Source organism: Kitasatospora sp. NPDC023120, assembly GCF_055560835.1.
In genome coordinates this window covers 263,687-283,735 of the sequence record NZ_JBVHHY010000001.1, presented here as the reverse complement: position 1 = coordinate 283,735, position 20,049 = coordinate 263,687, and the positions used below count along the sequence as shown (strand labels likewise).

18 protein-coding genes and 1 tRNA gene are annotated in these 20,049 nt (G+C 74.5%); 7 read left to right on the top strand and 12 right to left on the bottom strand.

All coding sequences use genetic code 11. The features are described from left to right. Positions 1-46: 46 nt before the first annotated feature. Entirely contained in the window at positions 47-1,879 is a 1,833-nt protein-coding gene (locus ACZ3TI_RS01375; RefSeq protein WP_465722102.1) for an APC family permease, read from the bottom strand. 361 nt (positions 1,880-2,240) lie between these two features. After that, positions 2,241-2,321, bottom strand: a tRNA-Tyr gene (locus ACZ3TI_RS01370). 217 nt (positions 2,322-2,538) lie between these two features. Here ACZ3TI_RS01370 and ACZ3TI_RS01365 point away from each other — a divergent pair. Next, complete coding sequence (locus ACZ3TI_RS01365; RefSeq protein ID WP_465722100.1) at positions 2,539-3,027, top strand: YajQ family cyclic di-GMP-binding protein; 489 nt, start codon at positions 2,539-2,541, stop codon at positions 3,025-3,027. Between the two features lie 158 nt (positions 3,028-3,185). Here ACZ3TI_RS01365 and ACZ3TI_RS01360 read toward each other — a convergent pair whose 3' ends face one another. Next, positions 3,186-3,737: a hypothetical protein gene (locus ACZ3TI_RS01360; protein WP_465722098.1), complete on the bottom strand. Its 552-nt coding sequence runs from the start codon at positions 3,735-3,737 to the stop codon at positions 3,186-3,188. Positions 3,738-3,843: 106 nt separating this feature from the next. Further along, positions 3,844-4,335: a hypothetical protein gene (locus tag ACZ3TI_RS01355; protein WP_465722096.1), complete on the bottom strand. Its 492-nt coding sequence runs from the start codon at positions 4,333-4,335 to the stop codon at positions 3,844-3,846. Between the two features lie 337 nt (positions 4,336-4,672). Here ACZ3TI_RS01355 and ACZ3TI_RS01350 point away from each other — a divergent pair, with 337 nt between their 5' ends. From ACZ3TI_RS01350 to mug, 3 genes are all read left to right on the top strand, one after another. Then, positions 4,673-6,037, top strand: a complete 1,365-nt coding sequence (locus ACZ3TI_RS01350; RefSeq protein ID WP_465722094.1) for a M20/M25/M40 family metallo-hydrolase — start codon at positions 4,673-4,675, stop codon at positions 6,035-6,037. Positions 6,038-6,112: 75 nt separating this feature from the next. Beyond that, the gene (locus tag ACZ3TI_RS01345; protein ID WP_465722092.1) at positions 6,113-7,111 is read left to right on the top strand and encodes a phosphatase PAP2 family protein; all 999 of its coding nucleotides are present in this window, start codon (positions 6,113-6,115) and stop codon (positions 7,109-7,111) included. Between the two features lie 59 nt (positions 7,112-7,170). Beyond that, on the top strand, positions 7,171-7,728 hold the full coding sequence (gene mug / locus ACZ3TI_RS01340) for a G/U mismatch-specific DNA glycosylase (protein ID WP_465722500.1): 558 nt from the start codon (positions 7,171-7,173) through the stop codon (positions 7,726-7,728). Here mug and ACZ3TI_RS01335 read toward each other — a convergent pair. Beyond that, entirely contained in the window at positions 7,653-8,675 is a 1,023-nt protein-coding gene (locus ACZ3TI_RS01335; protein WP_465722090.1) for a LysR family transcriptional regulator, read from the bottom strand. The two genes, mug and ACZ3TI_RS01335, sit on opposite strands and share 76 nt — an antisense overlap. 156 nt (positions 8,676-8,831) lie before the next feature. Here ACZ3TI_RS01335 and ACZ3TI_RS01330 point away from each other — a divergent pair, with 156 nt between their 5' ends. After that, on the top strand, positions 8,832-9,842 hold the full coding sequence (locus ACZ3TI_RS01330; protein ID WP_465722088.1) for an NADP-dependent oxidoreductase: 1,011 nt from the start codon (positions 8,832-8,834) through the stop codon (positions 9,840-9,842). 82 nt (positions 9,843-9,924) lie between these two features. Here ACZ3TI_RS01330 and ACZ3TI_RS01325 read toward each other — a convergent pair whose 3' ends face one another. After that, entirely contained in the window at positions 9,925-10,833 is a 909-nt protein-coding gene (locus ACZ3TI_RS01325) for a sigma-70 family RNA polymerase sigma factor (RefSeq protein WP_465722086.1), read from the bottom strand. Positions 10,834-11,024: 191 nt separating this feature from the next. Between ACZ3TI_RS01325 and ACZ3TI_RS01320 the strand changes: the two genes are divergently transcribed. After that, positions 11,025-11,714 carry an FMN-dependent NADH-azoreductase gene (locus tag ACZ3TI_RS01320; protein WP_465722084.1) on the top strand — a complete coding sequence of 230 codons (690 nt, stop codon included), beginning with the start codon at positions 11,025-11,027 and terminating at the stop codon, positions 11,712-11,714. A 40-nt stretch (positions 11,715-11,754) separates the two neighbouring features. On the opposite strand, the gene ACZ3TI_RS01315 is transcribed toward ACZ3TI_RS01320, so the two are convergent. The 3 genes from ACZ3TI_RS01315 to ACZ3TI_RS01305 form a co-directional block, all read right to left on the bottom strand. Continuing rightward, a complete protein-coding gene (locus ACZ3TI_RS01315) occupies positions 11,755-12,711 on the bottom strand; it encodes a M48 family metalloprotease (RefSeq protein ID WP_465722082.1) in 957 nt (318 codons plus the stop codon). Positions 12,712-12,714: 3 nt separating this feature from the next. Beyond that, the gene (locus ACZ3TI_RS01310; protein ID WP_465722080.1) at positions 12,715-13,140 is read right to left on the bottom strand and encodes a BlaI/MecI/CopY family transcriptional regulator; all 426 of its coding nucleotides are present in this window, start codon (positions 13,138-13,140) and stop codon (positions 12,715-12,717) included. 190 nt (positions 13,141-13,330) lie between these two features. After that, the gene (locus tag ACZ3TI_RS01305) at positions 13,331-14,239 is read right to left on the bottom strand and encodes a DMT family transporter (RefSeq protein ID WP_465722078.1); all 909 of its coding nucleotides are present in this window, start codon (positions 14,237-14,239) and stop codon (positions 13,331-13,333) included. On the opposite strand from ACZ3TI_RS01305, the gene ACZ3TI_RS01300 reads away from it, so the two are divergent. Then, complete coding sequence (locus ACZ3TI_RS01300; RefSeq protein ID WP_465722076.1) at positions 14,238-15,692, top strand: aminotransferase-like domain-containing protein; 1,455 nt, start codon at positions 14,238-14,240, stop codon at positions 15,690-15,692. The genes ACZ3TI_RS01305 and ACZ3TI_RS01300 overlap by 2 nt on opposite strands. A 55-nt stretch (positions 15,693-15,747) precedes the next feature. Here the strand turns inward: ACZ3TI_RS01300 and htpX are convergent, their stop codons facing one another. The 3 genes from htpX to ACZ3TI_RS01285 form a co-directional block, all read right to left on the bottom strand. Next, positions 15,748-16,611, bottom strand: a complete 864-nt coding sequence (gene htpX, locus ACZ3TI_RS01295; RefSeq protein ID WP_465722074.1) for a zinc metalloprotease HtpX — start codon at positions 16,609-16,611, stop codon at positions 15,748-15,750. Positions 16,612-16,822: 211 nt separating this feature from the next. Then, positions 16,823-18,406 (bottom strand): NADH-quinone oxidoreductase subunit N, encoded by a 1,584-nt coding sequence (locus ACZ3TI_RS01290; RefSeq protein ID WP_465722069.1) that lies wholly within the window; start codon positions 18,404-18,406, stop codon positions 16,823-16,825. A 56-nt stretch (positions 18,407-18,462) separates the two neighbouring features. Further along, positions 18,463-20,043 (bottom strand): complex I subunit 4 family protein, encoded by a 1,581-nt coding sequence (locus ACZ3TI_RS01285; RefSeq protein WP_465722068.1) that lies wholly within the window; start codon positions 20,041-20,043, stop codon positions 18,463-18,465. Between the last annotated feature and the right edge of the window lie 6 nt (positions 20,044-20,049).

Here is a 20,049-nt window from a genome sequence, read left to right as displayed (position 1 = left end):
TCTGGTCACATCGGCCTGGTCACCCCGCCCGGTCACACCCGCCTAGTCACATCCGCATCCGCAGCCGGCAGACCACCGCGTCGGTGTTCCGGCGCAGGGCGCGGTCGATCACGGCGCCGCGCCGGTTCTGCAGCGCCCGCTGCCACCAGTGGGCGGGCTCCACCTCGGGGATCAGCACCGTCAGCCGGTCGTAGACGTGCTCCGCCCCGAGCTCGTTGACGAACTCGGCGATCGGCCGCCCCAACCGGCGGTGGTCGTCCGGGATCTCCACCAGCGGCACGCCCGGCTGCCACAGCTCCCAGTCCCGGCGCAGCGCCTCGGCCGCGGTCGGCTCGTGCACCACGGTCACCGCCATCACCTGGTCGCCGAGCGAGAGCGCCGCCGACAGGCCGTCCCGGGTGAGCCTGGTGATCGCCGTCACCGGGACGACGACCAGGCTGCGCTGCCTGATCACCGGGCCGGGCACCCGGCCCAGCTCCAGCCGCTCGCCGATGCGCCCGTAGCTGCGGTGGATCGCCTCGAACAGCACCACCAGCAGCGGCAGGGCCACCACGATGCCCCAGGCGCCCTCGGTGAACTTGGTGCCGGTGACGACCAGCGCGGCGACGCCGGTGAGCAGCGCGCCGAAGCCGTTCAGTGCCGCCTTTCGGCGCCAGCCGGCCGGGCGGCGCAGCAGCCAGTGCCGGACCATGCCGACCTGACAGATGGTGAAGCCGACGAACACGCCGATCGAGAACAGCGGCACCAGGCTGTTCACGTCCCCGCCGGAGCCGACCAGCAGCACCGCGGACACCGCGGCCAGGAAGAGCACGCCGTACCGGTACACCTGGCGGTCGGCGCGCAGCGCGAACAGGTGCGGCAGGTGGTTGTCCCGGGCGAGCAGGTCGAGCAGCACCGGCAGCCCGCCGAAGGAGGTATTGGCGGCGAGGCCCAGCAGGACCACGGTGGCGAACTGGACGACGTAGAAGCCGGCGCCGTGGCCCAGCGAGGCGTCGGCGAGCTGGGCGAGCACGGTGACGCCCTCGACCGGCTGGAGGTGGAAGCGGCCGATCAGCACGGCCAGTCCGATCAGCATCACGCCGAGCAGGGCGCCGAGCGCGACCTCGGTGTGCTGGGCGCGCTTGACCCGCGGGGTGCGGAAGGAGGGGACGGCGTTGGCCACCGCCTCCACCCCGGTCAGCGCGGAGCAGCCGGCCGCGAAGGACTTGAGCAGCAGCAACGCGCCCACGGTGGTGGCGTTCCCGGCGAGCGCGGAGGCGTGCCCGGCGGCGGCCGCGGTGCCGGCCGGGCCGTCCCGGAACAGGCCGACCACGATGATCGCCAGGACGGCGACGACGAAGACGGCCGTCGGCGCCATGAACCAGCGCGCCGACTCGGCTATCCCCCGCAGGTTCACCGCGGTGACCAGGGCGAGCACGCCCAGGCACAGCCAGACCCGCTGGTCGTACAGGCCCGGTACGGCCGAGGTCAGCGCGGCCACGCCGGCGGTGACCGAGACCGCGACGTTCAGGACGTAATCGATCACCAGCGAGGCGGCCGCGGTCAGCGCCGTCCGGCGGCCCAGGTGCGCCTTGGCGACGGCATAGGAGCCGCCGCCGTCCGGGAACGCCGCGATCACCTGCCGGTAGGAGGCGACCAGCACCGCCAGCAGCACGGCGATCGCCACGGTGACCGGCAGCGTGAAGCCCAGCCCGTACGCCCCGGCGGCGGCCAGCACCAGCACGATCGACTCCGGCCCGTACGCGACCGAGGCCATGGCGTCCAGGGAGAGCGCCGCCAGTCCGCCGAGCACGCTGAGCCGGTGCCGCTCGTCACCGGCGCCGGTATCCGGAGGCTGGGGATCGGCCGCGACGGCCGGGGTGGTGGTGGCGCTGGACATCGGACGGAACCTCCGCGGTCGGTAGTTGCTCCGATCCTGCGGTCCGCGCGCCCGGCCCTCCCCCGGCCCCTACGCGTTCCTGACGCGGCCACGAGCGGCTTTGACGGGCCCTTGACGCGCCTGCCGTCCGCCCTGGAGGGGCTGTTTCGACGGGGGTGACTGGCGGGGGTGGGGTGAGCCGTTGTCCCGGCGGGCGCCGGTTGGGAAGACGATCAGCTCGGTCGAAGGACTCCCACCCCCGGGCTCCCACTCTGCTGCCTCATGGAGGCAATTGCAAGTAGTTCGCAATAGTGCGCGGGGTGGGAAAACAGAACAGCCCCTGATCTGCGTTTCCGCAGATCAGGGGCTGTTCTCTATCCTGTGGCTGGTGCAGGGTTCGAACCTGCGTAGCTTGCGCGACAGATTTACAGTCTGCTCCCTTTGGCCGCTCGGGCAACCAGCCAGGATTTTCGCCGACCGGGGTGTTCGCCCCGTTCGACTTGGTAAACCATACCCGATGCCGGGGGGTGCTCCGCCACTCGGTAGATCACGCGATGATCAAGGAACGCGGCGTGGTCGCCACGGGCGAGGGCGGGGCAGCGCTGGATAGGCTGAGGCGGCGGGCGCCCGGTGGGGCGGGCCGTGCCAGTGAAGCCAGAGCATCAAGGAGACCAATACCCATGGCCGACTCCAGTTTCGACATCGTCTCGAAGGTCGAGTGGCAGGAGGTCGACAACGCGATCAACCAGACCTCCCGTGAGATCGCGACGCGCTTCGACTTCAAGGGCGTGGGCGGCGAGATCAGCCGCTCCGGCGAAAAGATCGAGATGAAGGCCAACGGCGAGGAGCGCGTGCGCGCCATCCTCGACGTGCTGCAGACGAAGTTCATCAAGCGCGGCCTGTCGCTGAAGGCTCTGGACGCCGCCGAGCCCCAGCTCTCCGGCAAGGAGTACAAGATCTTTGCCAACGTCAAGGAGGGCATCACCACGGAGGACGCGAAGAAGGTCGCGAAGATCATCCGTGACGAGGGCCCGAAGGGCGTCAAGGCCCAGGTCCAGGGCGACGAGCTGCGCGTCAGCTCGAAGAGCCGCGACGACCTCCAGGCCGTGCAGGCCCTGCTCAAGGGCAAGGACCTGGACTTCGCGATCCAGTTCGTGAACTACCGCTGATCACGGACGTGATCGCGGATGTGATCGCGGCCTGATCACGGACCGCCTCCGATCGTGACCTGCCGCCGGCCTCCGGTCGGCGGGCGAACGGCACGGCCCCGCTCCCGGGTTCGGGAGCGGGGCCGTTCGCGTCGGCGGGGCCGTTCGCGTCGGTGAGGTCACCCGGCGGCGGGATGGGCGCGGGCCGCCGCGCTCAGCGCCTGGACCTGAGTGCGGAGGGCATCGAGCTGCTGCTGCGGGGTGTCGGCCGGTCCGGGCGCCTTGGACGGGGCCGGGGCCACCGTCGGCGGCGTCGGGAGCTGGCCGATCAGGCCTTGCAGGGCGGCCTGCAGGGCGGCGACGAGCTGCTGGACGGCAGCGGGGTCGGGAAGGGCGGAGGTCACCGTCGAGAGCAGACCGGTGACCAGCTTGAGGATGTCGCCCAGCGCCGCGGTCGGATCCGGCACGGCGGGGAGGGACGGGAGGGCCGGAAGAGGCGGGAGGGTGGACGCGGCCGGGTCGGCGACGGCCGGGAGGGTCGACGGCGTCACCGCGGGGACGCCGGGGATCCCGGGGACGGCGGGAACGCCGGGGACGCCGACGAGGGCGGGGACGGGGACGGTGGTACGGGCGGCCGCGGCTCCATGGCCGGCGGCGGTGGCGGACGCCGTGGCGACCATGGTCAGCGCGAACGCTGCGGTCAGCACGACGGCCATCCGGGTGGCACGCATGGGTACCGCTTCCTCTCACTGTGGATCAGGCGAGCTCGCCTGCATCACACGGTCGGGCAGCAGTCCGGACGCAGCCACCGCACGTACGCCGAACGGTGAGCGCGGGCTAGTCGGTGCCGGCCCAGCCTCCGGTGCTGCGGTGCGCGCCCAGGCCGACCGAGTCGAACTCGTCCACCCGGCCCTCCTCGGTGCGCGCGCCGATCCGCCGCAGGGCCCGGGAGATCGGCGCGCCCTCGGCCGACGCGGGCTCGAACTCGCCGATGGCGAGCGGGCCGAGGACGACCCGGCCGTCCTCCCAGACCGCGGCGCGCTGGGTGCCGCTGCCGCCGAAGTACTCGGCCTCCACGCAGGCGATCGGGCCGGCCTTCGACCAGGCCGCCAGGCGGAGCTCGAAGCCGTCCGAGTGCCAGCCGAACCCGGCTCCGCCGAACGGCTTCCGCACACTGCCGTCGCCCTGGAGCGCGGCGAGGACGGCGGGGGTGACCGGGATCAGCGCCAGCCCCTGCGCCAGCGGCACCACCCGGGCTGTCGGAACCTCCGCCGCCGCCACCGTCAGCAGCTCCAATGTTCCTATCAGCGCTTGGAGTTCGTAGGACATGCCGGACATGGTGTCCCACCGCACTGACAGTCGGCCCGGAATTTATGATTCCGTGCCCGGTCGGAGACCGTAGAGCAGACTGAGCACCGTCAAATGTCGGGCCGCGGCCGCGCACCCCCGGCCCCCGCCGGCGCTCACCCGCTCGGGTGCGCGCCGCATGCGGCGGCCCCGGCTCCCGGGTGGACTGGCCGGGGTGCGGCCCGCCCCGGGGCCCGTTCCCCGACTCCCGCGCCGCCGACCGATCCCGGCAGGCACCGGCCGCCGCCGACCGCCGAAAAATGCCGAGATGCCGAGATGCCGACAAGCCCCGCCCGCCGCAGGCCCAGGGAGCCCCCGCATGACCGACGAAACCACCGGCGAACTCGCCCGCCGGATCGCCGCGTTGATGCCGCGAGCGCAGGCCGACCTGGCCGAGCTGGTCGCCATCCCGTCCGTCGCCGACCCCCGGCAGTACCCGCCGGAGAACTGCCGCCGGGCCGCCGAGTGGGTCGCCGCCGCATTCACCGAGGCCGGACTGCGCGACGTCCACCTGGAGGAGACCCCGGACGGCAGCCACGCCGTGATCGGCCACCGCCCGCCGCCGCCCGGCGCCCCGACCGTGCTGCTCTACAGCCACTACGACGTCCAGCCCCCGCTGGACGAAGCCGCCTGGGACTCCCCGCCGTTCCGGCTCACCGAACGCGACGGCCGCTGGTACGGGCGCGGCGCAGCCGACTGCAAGGGCAACATCGTCATGCACCTCACCGCGCTGCGCGCGCTCGGCGAGGACGTCCCGGTCGGCCTCAAGCTGGTGGTCGAGGGCTCCGAGGAGCAGGGCACCGGCGGGCTGGAGCAGCATCTGCCGCCGCACGCCGGGGAGTTGCACGCGGACGCGCTGCTGATCTGCGACACCGGCAACGCCGCCGTCGGCGTCCCGACCGCGACCACCTCGCTGCGCGGGGTCGCCGAGGTGGTGGTCACCGTACGGGCGTTGCGGGGCGAGCTGCACTCCGGCATGTTCGGCGGCCCCGCCCCGGACGCCCTCGCCGCACTGATCCGGATGCTCGACTCGCTGCGCGACGCCGACGGCGGCACCCGCGTCAACGGCCTGGACTGCGAGGGCACCTGGAACGGAGTCGGCTACGACGAGGCCGCCTTCCGCGCGGACGCGGGCGTCCTGGACGGCGTCCGGCTGACCGGCTCCGGCACCGTCGCCGACCGGCTCTGGGCCCGCCCCGCCGTCACGGTCCTCGGCATCGACTGCCCGCCCGTGGTCGGCTCGGCCTCCGCCGTCCCGGCCACCGCCCGGGCCCGGGTGAGCCTGCGGGTGCCGCCCGGAACCGACGCCCGCGCCGCCCAGGACGCCCTGGTCGCGCACCTGGCGGCGGCCGCTCCCTGGGGCGTGCTGGTGGACGTCGAGCGGGAGGGCGCCGGCGCGCCGTTCCGGGCCGAGACCGGCGGGCCCGCCTACGCCGCGCTCGGCCGGGCGATGCGGGAGGTCTACGGCCTGCCGGTGTCCTTCCTCGGCCAGGGCGGCTCGATCCCGCTCTGCACCGTGCTCGCCGACACCTACCCCGACGCGGAGATCATCCTGATCGGCGTCGAGGAGCCGCGCTGCCTGATCCACGCCCCGAACGAGAGCGTCGACCCGGACGAGCTCGCGCACATGGCCCATGTCGAGGCGCTGTTCCTACGGCACTTCGCCGACTCGCGGATACGCTGAGGCATCTGCACTTCTTACGATCCGGTCATAGTTCACCCAGAGTCCTCCAAGTTTGACTTGCTAGTTTCCGTGCACATGACCAAGACCCTCCACCCGGCCCCGCCCCCCGTGCGGGCCGCGCGACCGCGCCCGGTGCCTCCGCCCCGCTCCCGCGTGACGGGTTGGTCGAGACTCCGCTTCCTGGCCTGGCCGCTCTACCTGACCGGCCTCCTCTGGTTCCTGCGCACCGAGGGCATCCCGTCCGCCAACGACGTGCTGTTCCTCTGGCTGATCGGCGCGCTCCTCACCGCCGCCGTGCACAGCGGGCACGGCCCGCGCGGCTTCCTCCTGGTCCTGCGCGACTGGGTGCCGGTGATGGCCGTGGTCTGGGCGTACTCGCTGCTGCGCGGCTACGGCGCGCACACCCCGTGGGCCCCGCACTGGCTGCCTCAGCTGCGCTTCGACGAGGTGCTCGGCTTCGGCGAGACCTGGACCGTCCGGCTCCAGCACGCCCTCTACACCCCGGGCTCGCCGCACTGGTACGACTACGCGGCGGTGGGCGTCTACCTCTCGCACTTCTTCGTCGTCTTCCTGCTGCTCGCCGTGCTCTGGCGACGCGCGCACCACCGGTTCCGACAGCTGCTCGCCTGCTACCTGACGCTCACCTTCGCGGGCTTCGCCACCTACCTGCTCTACCCGGCCGACCCGCCGTGGCTGGTCGCCCGGGAGGGCAACATGCCACACCTGTCCCGGGTGGTCTGGGAGGTGATCTCGGCGAGCGGGCTGCCGCAGGCCGACTCGCTGCTGGAGAACGGCAGCCAGTTCGCCAACGACGTCGCCGCGATGCCCTCGCTGCACTCCGCCTACCCGGCGATGCTGCTGTTCTTCTTCTGGCCCACCGCCCGGCCCTGGCTGCGGGCGGTCCTGGTCGCCTATCCACTCGCGATGACGTTCACCCTGGTCTACGGCGCGGAGCACTTCATCATCGACGTGTTCGTCGGCTGGGCGTACGCGGCCGTGGTGGTCTTCGGCCTGCGGTGGCTGCGCAGCCGTCGCACGGCGCCGTCGCACGGCACGGCAGACTTGGCCGCGTGAAGCCGCAGACGCCGCAAACGCCGACGAAGCCGCAGACCCCGACGAAGCCGCAGACCCCGATGAAGCCCAGCGCCGAACAGCTGCTGGCCGCCCAGGACACCACCATCCCGGACGTCGCCGGGCCCGGGCTGCGGGTGCTGTTCTGCGGCATCAACCCGGGCCTGTGGTCCGGCGCCACCGGGCACCACTTCGCCCGGCCCGGCAACCGCTTCTGGCCCGCGCTGCACCGCTCCGGCTTCACCGAGCGCCAGTACCGCCCGGACGAGCAGGAGCAGCTGCTCGCACTCGGCCTGGGCATCACCAACGTCGCCCCGCGCACCACCGCCAAGGCGGACGAGCTGACCGCCGAGGAGCTGCGCGAGGGCGACACCGCACTCCGCGACCGGGTCCTGCGGCTGCGCCCGCGAGTGCTGGCCGTGCTCGGCATCGGCGCCTACCGGACGGCCTTCGGGCAGCGGCGGGCGGCGATCGGGCGCCAGCCGGAGGGCATCGGCGACACCGAGGTGTGGGTGCTGCCCAACCCCAGCGGCCTCAACGCGCACTACACCCTGGACGCGCTGGCCGCGGAGTTCCGCACGCTCCGGGAGGCAGTCGAGGGACCCGGCGTCGAGGGCTGAGCGATCGCCGAACGCCGGCCCGGCGTCGAGGGCTGAGCGGTCGCCGAGGGCTGGGCCGGCGCCAGCCCCGTCGGCAGCCTGACCTCCCGCAGCTCGCGGATCAGCGCCCGGACGGCGGCCGTCCCGGCCAGCTCCGGCGTGGTGACGTACCCGACGAAGCGACTGGGCGGGCGCGGCCCGAGGTCGGTGACGGCGAGCCCGGCCGGGGCGCCGAGCAGGGCCGTCCGAGGCATGATCGCCATGCCCAGGCCCTGGGCGACCAGCGAGAGGGCCACCGTGTCGTCCTCCACGTCCACGGTCGCGGGCGGGATCCAGTCCTGCCGCTGCCACCAGTCCCGGGTGTACGAGCCGCAGTTCTCGTCCCAGTCGACCAGCGGGAGCTCGCGCGGCGCCGGGTGTCCCTGCGGGTGCGCGAGCGCGTACGTCTCCTCGTACAGGCGCACCGCGACGAGGCCGGGGACGGGCGGCGGGCCGCCGGCGTCCAGGGTGGCGAGCCCGAGGTCGGCACGGCCGTCGGCGACCTCCCCGGCGGTGCCGCGGCCGATCTCCCGGACGATCCGGACGCGCGTGCCGAGGGCGGGGTGGCGCTCGGCGAGCCGGGACAGGACGGGCGGCAGCAGGTGGGCGGCGGCGCTGCGGAAGGCGGCGATCCGCAGGGTGCCGGTCAGCGGCCCGTCCGTCCCGGCCCCGCGCACCTCCGGGCCCATCGCGTCCATCAGCCGTAGGATCCGGCGGGCGTACGCCACCGCCCGGGCGCCGGGCTCGGTGGGGCGTGCGCCGTGGCGCCCGCGGTCGAAGAGCACCGCTCCGAGCTTCCGCTCGCAGGCGCGCACGCCGTGCGAAACGGCGGACTGGGTGGTGCCCAGGCGCGTGGCGGCCGCCGTGAAGCTCTGCTCCTCGGCGACGGCGACCAGGATCCGCAGTTCGTGCGGGGCGAGATCGGTCATGCCTCCGAATCTAGGGCGTGTCCGCGGCCCTGTGCCCCCGATCCATCGATCCCGTTCATGGAAGCCGCCGTTCCATCGACGGAAGCCCCTGCCCGGCCGCTCCCCCGCTTCCTACGGTGATCACACACCGCCCGTCCTCACCCGTCCGGAGCACCGATGTCCCGCCCCACCACCCGTGCCGTCCACCTGGTCTCCCGCCCCACCGGCGCGCCGACCGCCGAGAACTTCGCCTTCGTCGAGGAGAGCGTCCCGGCGCTCGCGGCGGGCGAGGCCCTCGTCGCGAACGTCTACCAGTCCGTCGACCCGTACATGCGCGAGGAGATGGACGAGGGCGGCTGGGACCTGCACGCCCCGCTGGAGGGCCGCACCATCGGCCGGGTCGTGGAGTCCCGGGCCGACGCCCTGCCCGTCGGCGCGCTGGTCTTCCACCGCCAGGCCTGGCGCACCCACTCGGTGGTCACCGCCGAAGGGGCGAACGTGCTGCCCGACTTCGACGGCGTCCCGCTGAGCGCCCACCTGTCGGTGCTCGGCGGCACCGGACTGTCCGCCTGGGTCGGCCTGACCAGGGTCGCCCGGCTCCAGCCCGGCGAGACGGTGTTCATCTCGGCGGCCGCCGGCGGCGTCGGCACCGCCGCCGGACAGCTCGCCCGCCTGCTCGGCGCCGGACGGATCATCGGCAGCACCGGCTCCGCCGCCAAGGCCGCCCGCCTCACCGAGCACCTCGGCTTCGACGCCGCCTTCGACTACCACGACGGCCCGATCGCGGACCGCCTGCGCGAGGCCGCCCCCGAGGGGCTGCACGTCTACCTGGACAACGTCGGCGGCGACCACCTGGAGGCGGCCATCGACGTCCTGCGCGATCGCGGCCGGATCGCCTGGTGCGGCGCCATCGCCCAGTACAACCACCCGCTGGACCCGCCGCCCGCGCCGCGCAACCTCTACGACGTGGTCGGCAAGAGCCTGCGGCTCGAGGGCTTCCTGGTGCGCAACAACCTCGACGCCCGGCCCGAGCTGTACGACTTCCTCGTCCCGCACCTGCGCTCGGGCGCCGTCGTCCCGGAGGAGACGATCGTGGACGGCTTCGACCGCGTGGTGGAGGCCTTCCTCGGCGTGCTGACCGGCGCCAACACCGGCAAGATGCTGGTCCGGATCGCCGACGAGAAGTAGCCCCTTCCGGGCCCGGTCCGGCGCCGCGAACCGGGCCCGGCGCCGGTTGAACCCCCGTCCCGGGCGCGTCCGGGACGGGGGTTCACCGGTGCGCCGATCGCGGCCCCGGCTCCCCTCCCCCGTCCGGGAGGAGGGCGAGCTGCAGGGCCGCGAGCCGGGCCGGGTCGGCGACCACCTCGTAGCCGGCCACCCTGCCGTCCGCGACCGCCACCCGCAGCACCAGCCGCAGCCGCCCGTCCGGCGCGATCAGGATGCCGGGCACCCCGTCCACCAGGGCCACCGCGCCGTACCGGGCCCGGCGGCCGAAGACCGTGGTCTCCCGGGCGACCGCCGCCGCGCCGCGGGCCACCGGGGAGCGGCCGGGCGGCAGCGCGGCCGGGTCGGCCCGCCGCACCACGTCCGGGGCCAGGACGGCCAGCAGGCCGGCCAGGTCCCCGTCCCTGGCGGCGGCCAGGAAGGCCTCCACCACCCGCCGGTGCCCGGCCAGCGGCTGAGGGGGCAGCGCGGCCGTGCCCCGCACCCGCTGCCGGGCGCGGCTGGCCAGCTTCTTGGCGGCCACCGGGGTCCGCCCGACGATCGGCGCGATCTGCTCGAAGGGCACCGCGAAGCCGTCGTGCAACACGAAGGCGACCCGCTCGGCCGGTCCCAGCCGGTCCAGCACCACGAGCAGCGCCCGTCCCACCGACTCGACCAGCAGTGCCTCCCGCTCCGGGTCCGCGCCGCCGCCCGCCGCGTCCGGGAGCGCCTCGCCGGTCGGCTCCTCGCGGCGTGCGGCGCGGGCCCGCAGCAGGTCCAGGCAGATCCGGGAGACCACCGTGGTCAGCCAGCCGGGCAGGTTGTCGATCTCCGCCGGGTCGGCCCTGACCAGCCGGAGCCAGGCCTCCTGCACCGCGTCGTCGGCCTCGCCCGTCGACCCGAGCATCCGCTGCGCGATCGCCCGCAGTCGCCCGCGCTCGGCCTCGAAGCGCGCCGCCGACACCTCGGCCGCCACCGCCCCGGCCGTCGCTCCCCCGCCACCCGGAGCCCCCTGGGCCGCCGCTCTCTCGGCCGTCGCTCCATCTGGCGCCGTTCCCTCGCCCGTCGCTCCCGAAATCCCGTCCCGGCGCATCGGTCACCTTTCCTCGGCCCGGCTCGTCACCACCATGACGATCCGTCCTCCCCCGAGGTGACCAGGAGACCACCATGACCTCCGCCACGCTGCTCCACCTGGACTCCAGCATCAGCCCGGCCGGCTCGGTCAGCCGCGCCCTGACCGACCGCTTCGCCACCGCCTGGCGCGCCCGGCACGGCACCACCGCCCGGCACCGGTACCGCGACCTCGCCGCCGACCCGGTGCCCGCCGTCCTCGCCGGCTACGACGCCCTCGGCCGACGGACCGAACGCAAGGGCCCGCTCCCGCTGGAGGACGTCGCCGCCCTGGCCGAGACCCCGGACGAGCAGCGCGAGTGGGCGCTCAGCCGCCCGCTGATCGAGGAGCTGCGGGCCGCAGGCACCCTGTTGCTCGGCAGCCCGATGTACAACCTCACCGTCTCGACCGGCCTCAAGGCGTGGATCGACCGGGTCTCCTTCCCCGGCGCCTTCCTCGACCCGGACACCGGCGAGCAGCTGCTGCGCGACACCCGTGTGGTGGTCGTCGCCGTCCGCGGCGGCGGTTACGGAGCGGGCGCCCCGCGCGAGCACGTCGACTTCCAGGTCCCGTACCTGCGGGCGTACTTCGGCAACCTCGGGGTCGCCGAGGAGAACCTGCACGTCGTCACGGCCGAGCTCACCCGGGCCGCGGACGTCCCCGCGCTGAACGGCCTGGAGCCGCTCGCCGTCGAGTCGCTGGCGGCAGCCGGGGCCCGGCTGGACGCCCTGGCTGCGGCGGGGTGAGCCCCAGCCCCGGGGCAGACCGGGGCACACAGGCCCCGCCCTACAGCGGGGTGACCGCCTTCAGCACCACCAACAGGGCCACGGCGGCGTTGAGCGCACACAGCGCCGACGCCGCCGTACCGATCGCGGCGACCATCGCCGCCAGGCCCGCCGGGGTCTTGGCCGGCGGCCAGTTGCGGGAGGTCGGCACCGGGCCGAGCAGCGCGGCGACCCGGCGCGGTACCGGTCCGGCAGCGGCGGTCGGGGCGGCGAAGGCCGCGAAGCCGGGAGCCGGGGCGGCGCGCGAGACCAGGGCCGCCCGGGCCACCGCCCGCGCGGTGATCCGGCGGTCCCCCACGGCCTGCGCCGAGTCCTCGTCCGCCCACCGCTCCGCGCTGTACGCCACCGCGTTCTGCAGCGGCCGCAGGAAGGGATTGACGCAGGCGGCGAGCTGGGTGGTCAGCAGGTACCGGTGGTGGCGGTGGCGCAGGTGCGCCCGCTCGTGCGCGAGCAGCGCCTCCCGCTCGTCCGCCGCCAGGCCGTCCAGCATCCCGGTGGAGACCACCACCCGCCCGGGCGAGCCGGGCAGCGCGTAGGCGTACGGGTTGCGGTCCGGCAGCACCGCGAGGTCGCCGGACGGGCCCGGCCCCGCGGGCAGCCCGGACAGCGCCCGCCGGGCCCGGGCGCGCACCCGGAGGTGCCGGACGACCGTCCGGGCGCAGGCGAAGCCCACCAGCGCCAGCAGCCACATCGCGGCCGTCCCGACCGTCTCGTGGTACGGCAGCGCGGCCCGCACCTCCGGGTCGGACCAGCCGTCCGGCAGCGGGTTGCCGGGGATCTGCGCGGTGCCCACCACGCCGATCAGCCCGAGGCAGAGCACGCTGCACACCGCCATCACCGCGCTGATCACGGTCATCAGCCGGGCCGCGCCGCGCGGGTGCAGGTGCTGCTCGGTCAGGCGAGCGATCGGGACCGCTGTGAGCGGCAGGACGAGCGGGAGGAAGACGAAGAAGCCCACGGGTCAGCTCTCACGGTCGGCCGCTGCCGGATCGGCGGACGCGGCGTCGAGCAGCGCCCGCAGCAGTTCCTCGTCGTGCGGCAGCAGCGCGCTGACGAAGCTGGCCAGGACGGCGTCCCGATCCGCCTCCCCGTCGAGCATCCGGCGCATCCGCAGTGCCGCCAGCCCGGCGGCGTCGGACGAGGCCTGCCACAGGTAGGAGCGCCCGGAGCGGCTCCGGGAGACGGCGTTCTTGGCGTGCAACCGGGACAGGATGGTCATCACCGTGGTGTACGCCAGGTCGCCCTCCAGGCGCTCCTGGACCCACCCCGCGGTGGCCGGGCCGGGCGCCTGCTGGAGCACCGCCAGCACCTGCGCCTCCAGCTCGCCCTGGCCGCGTCGTCGGGCCGGTGCATCCCCGGCCGCCGGGGCGTGCCTCTCGTCTGCCATGACGGCCCACTCCCTCCGGATGCCGCGCCCGGACCGACGGGCGCGGCCTCATCCTAACGAGCCGCGTGCCGCTCCGACCCGGTCAGCGCAACGGTCCCCGAGAGGCCGGCATCCGGACGGGCACCGGGCCCGAGCCGCCTCAGCTGCGAGCCCTGCTCGGGTCCGAGCCCTGCTCGGGTCCGGGCCCGGCTCAGGTCCGGGCGCGCTGGGTCACCGCGATGCAGACCAGCACCACCCCCGCCGTGACCGGCGCGGCCGTCGGCAGGTCCTCGCCGAGCAGCAGCACCGACCAGACCAGCGTCAGCAGCGGCTGCCCGAGCTGCAGCTGACTGGCCCTCGGCACGCCGATCGCGGCCATCCCCCGGTACCAGAGCACGAACCCGCCGAACTGCGACACCGCCGCGATGTACACCAGCCCGGTCAGCGCCTTCGGCGCGAGCCGCACCGGCTCGGTGGCCAGCCCGAACGCGGAGGTCAGCAGCATCACCGGCAGCGCGGCCAGCACCGCCCAGGCGATCACCTGGGCGCCCGGGAGGTCCCGGGAGAGCCGCCCGCCCTCCGCGTACCCGGCCGCGCAGACCACCAGCCCGACGAACAGGAAGAGGTCGGCGACGGTCGGCCGACCGTGGCTCTGCAGCAGGGTGAAGACGAGGACGGCCGCCGCCCCCGCCAGCGCCGCCGCCCAGAACGCCCGGGACGGCCGGCGGCCGGTACGCAGCGCCGAGACCACCGCGGTGGCCAGCGGCAGGACGCCGATCACCACGGCCGAGTGGGCGGTCGAGGAGGTGCGCAGGGCGAGCGTGGTCAGCAGCGGGAAGCCGAGGACGCAGCCGCCGGAGACCACCAGCAGGGCGGGCCAGTCCCGCCGCTTCGGCAGCGGTGCGGCGGCGGCCAGCAGGTAGAGCGCGGCCAGCACGCCGGCCAGGGCGCCGCGCAGCCCGGTCGAGGACCACGGGCCGAAGCCCTGCAGGGACCACGCGGTGGCCGGGAAGCTGAGCGAGAAGGACGCCACTCCGAGGGCGGCGAGGGCCGTGCCGGCGGCCGCGCTGTGCTTCGGTGCTATCGCCCGGACCAGGGTAGCGCTATCTTGTGTCGTCATGAACGAGCGTAGCAGTGTGAGCGAACTCGCCGATACCCTGCGGCGCGAGGTCGAGCGCTACCCGGAGGGACGGAAGCTGCCTGCCAGCCGGGCACTGATGGAGCGCCACCAGGTCAGCCCGGGGACGGTCTCCCGGGCCATCGCGGTGCTCGTCGCCGAGGGCCTCGTGGTCTCCCGGCCGGGCGCGGGGGTCTTCCGGGCGGCGGCCTTCGCCGCGGCCCCGACCGCCACCGCCGCACCGCCCGGCCGCAGCGGCGACCTCTCCTGGCAGGAGATCGCGCTCAGCGCCGAATCCGGCCCCCGCGACCTGCTCGCCGCCCCGGTGCTCGCCACCCTCCAGGTGCCGCCGCCCGACGTCATCGACCTCAACAGCGGCTACCCGCACTCCTCCCTGCTGCCCGAACGGCTGCTCGCCACCGCCCTCGCCCGGGCCGGTCGGCGCCCCGGTGCCTGGGACCGCCCGCCGGTCGACGGTCTCACCGAACTTCGCGGCTGGTTCGCCCGCGACATCGGCGGCCACGGCGGACCGATCGGCGCCGGGGACGTCCTGATCACCTCCGGCGGGCAGGGCGGGCTCACCGTCGCCATGCGCTCGCTGGCCGCGCCCGGCTCGCCGGTGCTGGTGGAGTCGCCGACGTACTCGGGCATCCTCGCGGTCGTCCGGGCCGCTGGGCTGCGGCCCGTCCCCGTCCCGGTCGACGCCGACGGCGTCCGCACCGACCTGCTGGCCGACGCCTTCGCCGCCACCCGGGCCCGGGTCTTCGTCTGCCAGCCGCTGTTCCAGAACCCCACCGGCGCGGTGCTCTCACCCGGACGGCGGGAGGAAGTCCTGCGGATCGCCCGGGCCGCCGGGGCGTTCGTGGTCGAGGACGACTTCGCCCGGCTGCTGGTCCACACGGACGCCCCCGCACTGCCGCGCCCGCTCGCCGCCGACGACCGGGACGGGGTCGTGGTGCACCTGCGCTCGCTCACCAAGGCCGCCTCCCCCAACCTGCGGATCGGCGCCCTCACCGCCCGCGGCCCGGCCCTCGCCCGGCTGCGGGCCACCCAGGTGGTGGACAGCTTCTTCGTGCCCCGGCCGCTCCAGGAGGCGACGCTGGAACTCGTCGCCGACCCGGCCTGGGCCCGCCACCTGCGCACCCTCGGCGCCGAACTGCGCGACCGCCGCACCGCCGCCGTCGCCGCCCTGCACCGCGAACTGCCCGGCCTGCTCACCATCCACCGTCCGGGCGGCTACCACCTGTGGCTGCGCCTCCCGGACGGCACCGACGACGGAGCCCTGACCACGGCCGCCCTGCGCGCGGGCGTCCAGATCACCCCCGGCCGCCCGTACCACGCCGCCGAACCCCCGGCCCCCCACCTCCGCCTCAGCTACGCGGCCGCCGAAAGCCCCGCCCAGGTGGCCGAGGGCATCCACCGCCTCCGCCTGGCGTACGACGAAACGGCAGGCTGAGGAGGGGCGCGGCGGACCGCTACCGCCCGGAGCCCGCCCCGCGCGGCGGAGCCTTCTACCGCCCGGAGCCCGCCATCCGCTCCAGGCGGGCGATGCGCTCGGCCATCGGCGGGTGGGTGGAGAACAGCCTGGCGCCGGCCTCGCCCGGGCGGAAGGGGCTGGCGATCATCATGTGGCTCGCCGTCTGGAGCTGCGGCTCGGGCGGGAGGGGGAGCCGGCGGGTGCCGGCGTCGAGCTTGCGCAGGGCACCGGCCAGGGCGAGCGGGTCACCGGTGATCCGGGCGCCGTCGGCATCGGCCTGGTACTCGCGGGAGCGGCTGACCGCCAGCTGGATCAGTCCGGCCGCGAGCGGTCCGAGGATCATGATGGCGAGCATGCCGAACAGCCCCGGTCCGTCGTCGTCCTCGGAGCGGCCGAAGGGGATCAGCCAGGCGAAGTTCACCAGGAACATCACCACCGAGGCGAGCGCCCCGGCGACCGAGGAGATCAGGATGTCCCTGTTGTAGACGTGGCTCAGCTCGTGCCCGAGCACGCCCCGCAGCTCTCGCTCGTCCAGGATCTGCAGGATGCCCTCCGTGCAGCAGACCGCCGCGTTGCGCGGGTTGCGGCCGGTGGCGAAGGCGTTGGGGGCGGGGGTCGGGGAGATGTAGAGGCGGGGCATCGGCTGACGGGCGGCCGTGGAGAGCTCGCGCACGATCCGGTACAGCTGGGGTGCTTCGAACTCGCTGACCGGGCGGGCCCGCATGGCCCGCAGCGCGATCTTGTCACTGTTCCAGTAGGCGTAGGCATTGGTGCCGAGGGCGATCACCAGGGCGACCACGAAGCCGGTGCGACCGAAGAAGCTTCCGATCACCAGGATCAGCGCCGAGAGGCCGCCGAGCAGGACGGCGGTCCTCAGTCCGTTGTGCCGGCGGTGCACGTCAGGCCCTCCATTGGTGCGGTGGGGAAGCCCTTTCTGCCTCGTCCCTCTTGCCCGGTCAACGGGTGGGGCCGGGGACCTTGTTCCCTTGTGACCGACGCGACACCGCCGGGGGCGCCACCGCCGGACGCGCCACCGTCACATTGCAGGACCGCACCGCACCGCCGGAGCGGCCCCGGCTCGGGACCTCGGGGCCTGGGGCCTCGGGGCCTCAGAACAGGGAGCCGCCCGCGACCTGCAGGACCAGCTGCGGCGCCACCGACAGGACCACCGCCACCGAGGCGGTGAGCCCCAGCGTCGCGGTCAGGCTGGCCGGCAGTCGACGCTCGGCCTCGGCCCCGCCCCCGACCGCCGCGCCCGCCTGCTCGTCGCCCGCCGGGGCGAACAGCCGCGCCGTCCACAGCAGGTAGTAGTACAGGGCGACGACCACATTGGCGGCCATCACCACGGCCAGCCAGCCCAGCCCGGCGTCGACGGCCGCACGGAATACCACGACCTTGCCGAACAGGCCGATCACGCCCGGCGGCAGCCCGGCCAGGCAGAGCAGGAAGAAGGCGAGCGCCAGCGCCGTCCAGCGGCGGCGGGCGAACAGGCCGCGGAAGTCGTCCACGCTGGTGCCGGCCCGGCGGCCGACCGCCGCCACCACCCCGAACGCGCCGAGGTTCACCACACCGTAGATCAGCGCGTACGCGGCGGTGGCGCCGAGCGGGTCGACCCCGGTGGGCGCGTAGCCGGCCGCGGCGAGCGGCACCAGCAGGTACCCGGCCTGGCCGACCGAGGACCAGGCGAGCAGTCGCACGGCGCTGTACCGGGTGTCGAAGCGCTGCCGCAGCGCGCCGACGTTGCCGACGGTCATCGTGACGGCGGCCAGCACCGCGAGCGCCAGGCCCCAGGTGTGCGCGTACGGGCGGAAGGCGATGGTGGTGGCGAGCGCGAGACCGGAGAGGCCGGCCGCCTTTCCGACCACCGAGAGGTAGCCGGCCACCGGCAGCGGCGCGCCGGTGTAGGTGTCCGGCACCCAGAAGTGGAACGGGACGGCGGCGACCTTGAACGCGAAGCCGACGAGCGTCAGCACCGCGCCCGCCTCGGCCAGCGGCTTGAGCTGTCCGGGGGCGTGCTCCAGGCCCTGGGCGACGGCGCCGAGGTGCAGGCTGCCGCTCGCCGCGTAGACGAAGCCGATGCCGAGGAGCATCACGGCGGTCGCCGCCACCGAGGAGACGAAGAACTTGAGCGCGGCCTCCGCGCCCCGGCCGTCGCGGCGCAGTGCGACCAGGGCGAAGGCGGGCAGCGAGGCGACCTCCAGGGCGATCACCAGGGTGGCGAGGTCGCGGGAGGCGGGCAGCAGGGCGGCGCCGGTGGCGCTGGAGAGCAGCAGGAACCAGTACTCGCCGCGCGGGAGCTTCTCGGTCTCGACGGTGTGCGCCGACAGCAGTGCCGCGATCAGTGCGCCGCCGAGGGCGAGCAGCTGGAACACCAGGGCGAAGTGGTCGGCGACGTACGAGCAGCCGCCCACGGCGGAGCCGCTGACCGATGGAGTGTCAGTGACCCCTGCTACGTTCTGCACGCAGAAGGTAGCTCGGGGTGATCCATCGGTGAGGGGGAGGAGTGCGATGAGGGCGAGGGCGAGTCCGGCCGCGGTGATGCGGCCGAGCCACTTCTTGTGCCGCTCGGGCAGGAACAGGTCCGTGACCAGCACGGCGAGGGCGGCCACGGCGGCGATCAGCGGGGGCGCGATCGCCACCCAGTCCACGGACTGGATCAGGCTGCCCGGGTTGGCTACGGCGAGGGAGGTCACAGTGTGCTGCCCCGTGGAGTGAGGTCCGAGTGCGGCGGTCTGGGCGGCGAGCACGGTCAGCCACCCCCGAGGAGGTGCTTGACGGCGGGGTTCGAGAGGCCGAGCAGCAGCGCGGGCCAGAGGCCGGCGAGCAGGGTGAGCGCGGCCAGCGGCATCCAGCTGACGGCCTCGTACGGGCGCACGTCGGCCACCTCGGCCACCGGCGCGGGCTGCTCGGGGTCGCCCATGCAGACGCGCTTGACCATGACCAGCAGGTACGCGGCGGTGAGGAGGGTGCCGAGGCCGGCCAGGACCATGTAGGTGACGAAGGCGGGGCGCGACAGGCCGTCGGCGGGGTCGAACGCGCCGAACATGGCGAGCAGCTCGCCCCAGAAGCCGGCCAGGCCGGGTAGGCCGAGGCTGGCGACGGCGGCGAAGGCGAGCAGCGCGCCGAGTCGCGGCGCCCGGCCGTACAGGGCGGCGCCGGTGCTGCCGGAGAGGGTGTCGAGGTCGGCCGTGCCGTAGCGGTCCTTGAGCGCGCCGACGACGAAGAACAGCAGACCGGTGATCAGACCGTGGGCGATGTTCGCGAACAGCGCGCCGTTGACGCCCACCGGGGTGAGGGAGGCGATGCCGAGCAGCACGAAGCCCATGTGGCCGACGGAGGAGTACGCGATCAGGCGCTTGAGGTCGCCCTTGGCTCCGGGGCGGGCCAGCGCCAGGCAGGCCAGCGACCCGTAGACGATGCCGACGGCCGCGAAGGCGCCCAGGTAGGGAGCGAGCGTGGTGGTGCCGTCCGGCACGACCGGGAGGAGGACGCGGACCAGACCGTACGTACCCATCTTCAGCAGCACGCCGGCGAGCAGCACCGAGCCCACCGTCGGGGCGGCGGTGTGCGCGTCGGGGAGCCAGCTGTGCAGCGGCCAGGCGGGGGCCTTGACCGCGAGCCCGACCAGGATCGCCAGCGCGGCGATCACCTGGGTGGTATGGCTCAGGCCGGTGCCGTGCGCGGCGGCCAGGGCCTGCATGTCGAAGGTGCCGGCCTTGCTGCCGATCAGCAGGAAGCCGAGCAGCATCACGGCCGAGCCGAGCAGCGTGTAGAGGATGAACCGGTTGGCGGCCGGGGTCTTCGCTCCGCTCCCCCAGCGGGCGATCAGGAAGTACATCGGGATCAGCACGATCTCGAAGGCCAGGAAGAAGAGCAGGAGGTCCAGCACCGCGAAGGTGGCGAGCATGCCGACTTCGAGGAGGAGGAACAGCCCGACGAAGGCCTGCGCGGACGGACGGGGCTCATCAGGGGCTCCGCCCCGGTCGTCCCCGTTCGGCAGCCGCTTCTCCGAGTACAGCGCGCAGAGGAAGGTGAGCAGCGCGGTCAGCACGATCAGCGGCAACGAGATGCCGTCCACACCGAGGTGGAGGCGCACGTGCAGGGCCGGGATCCAGGACACGTCGGTGGTGGCCTGCATCCGGGCGGGTTCGTCGTGGTCGAAGCCGGCCGCGAGGGCGATGGTGAGCAGCAGCACCGCGCCGGTGACGACGGTGTTCAGGCGCAGCGCCCGCCGGTCGGCGGCGGCCCGGTCCGGCCCGAACACCGGCGCCAGGGTGAGCGCGGCACCGAGCAGTGGCAGCACCAGGAGGGCGATGAGGACTGCGTTCATCGGGGG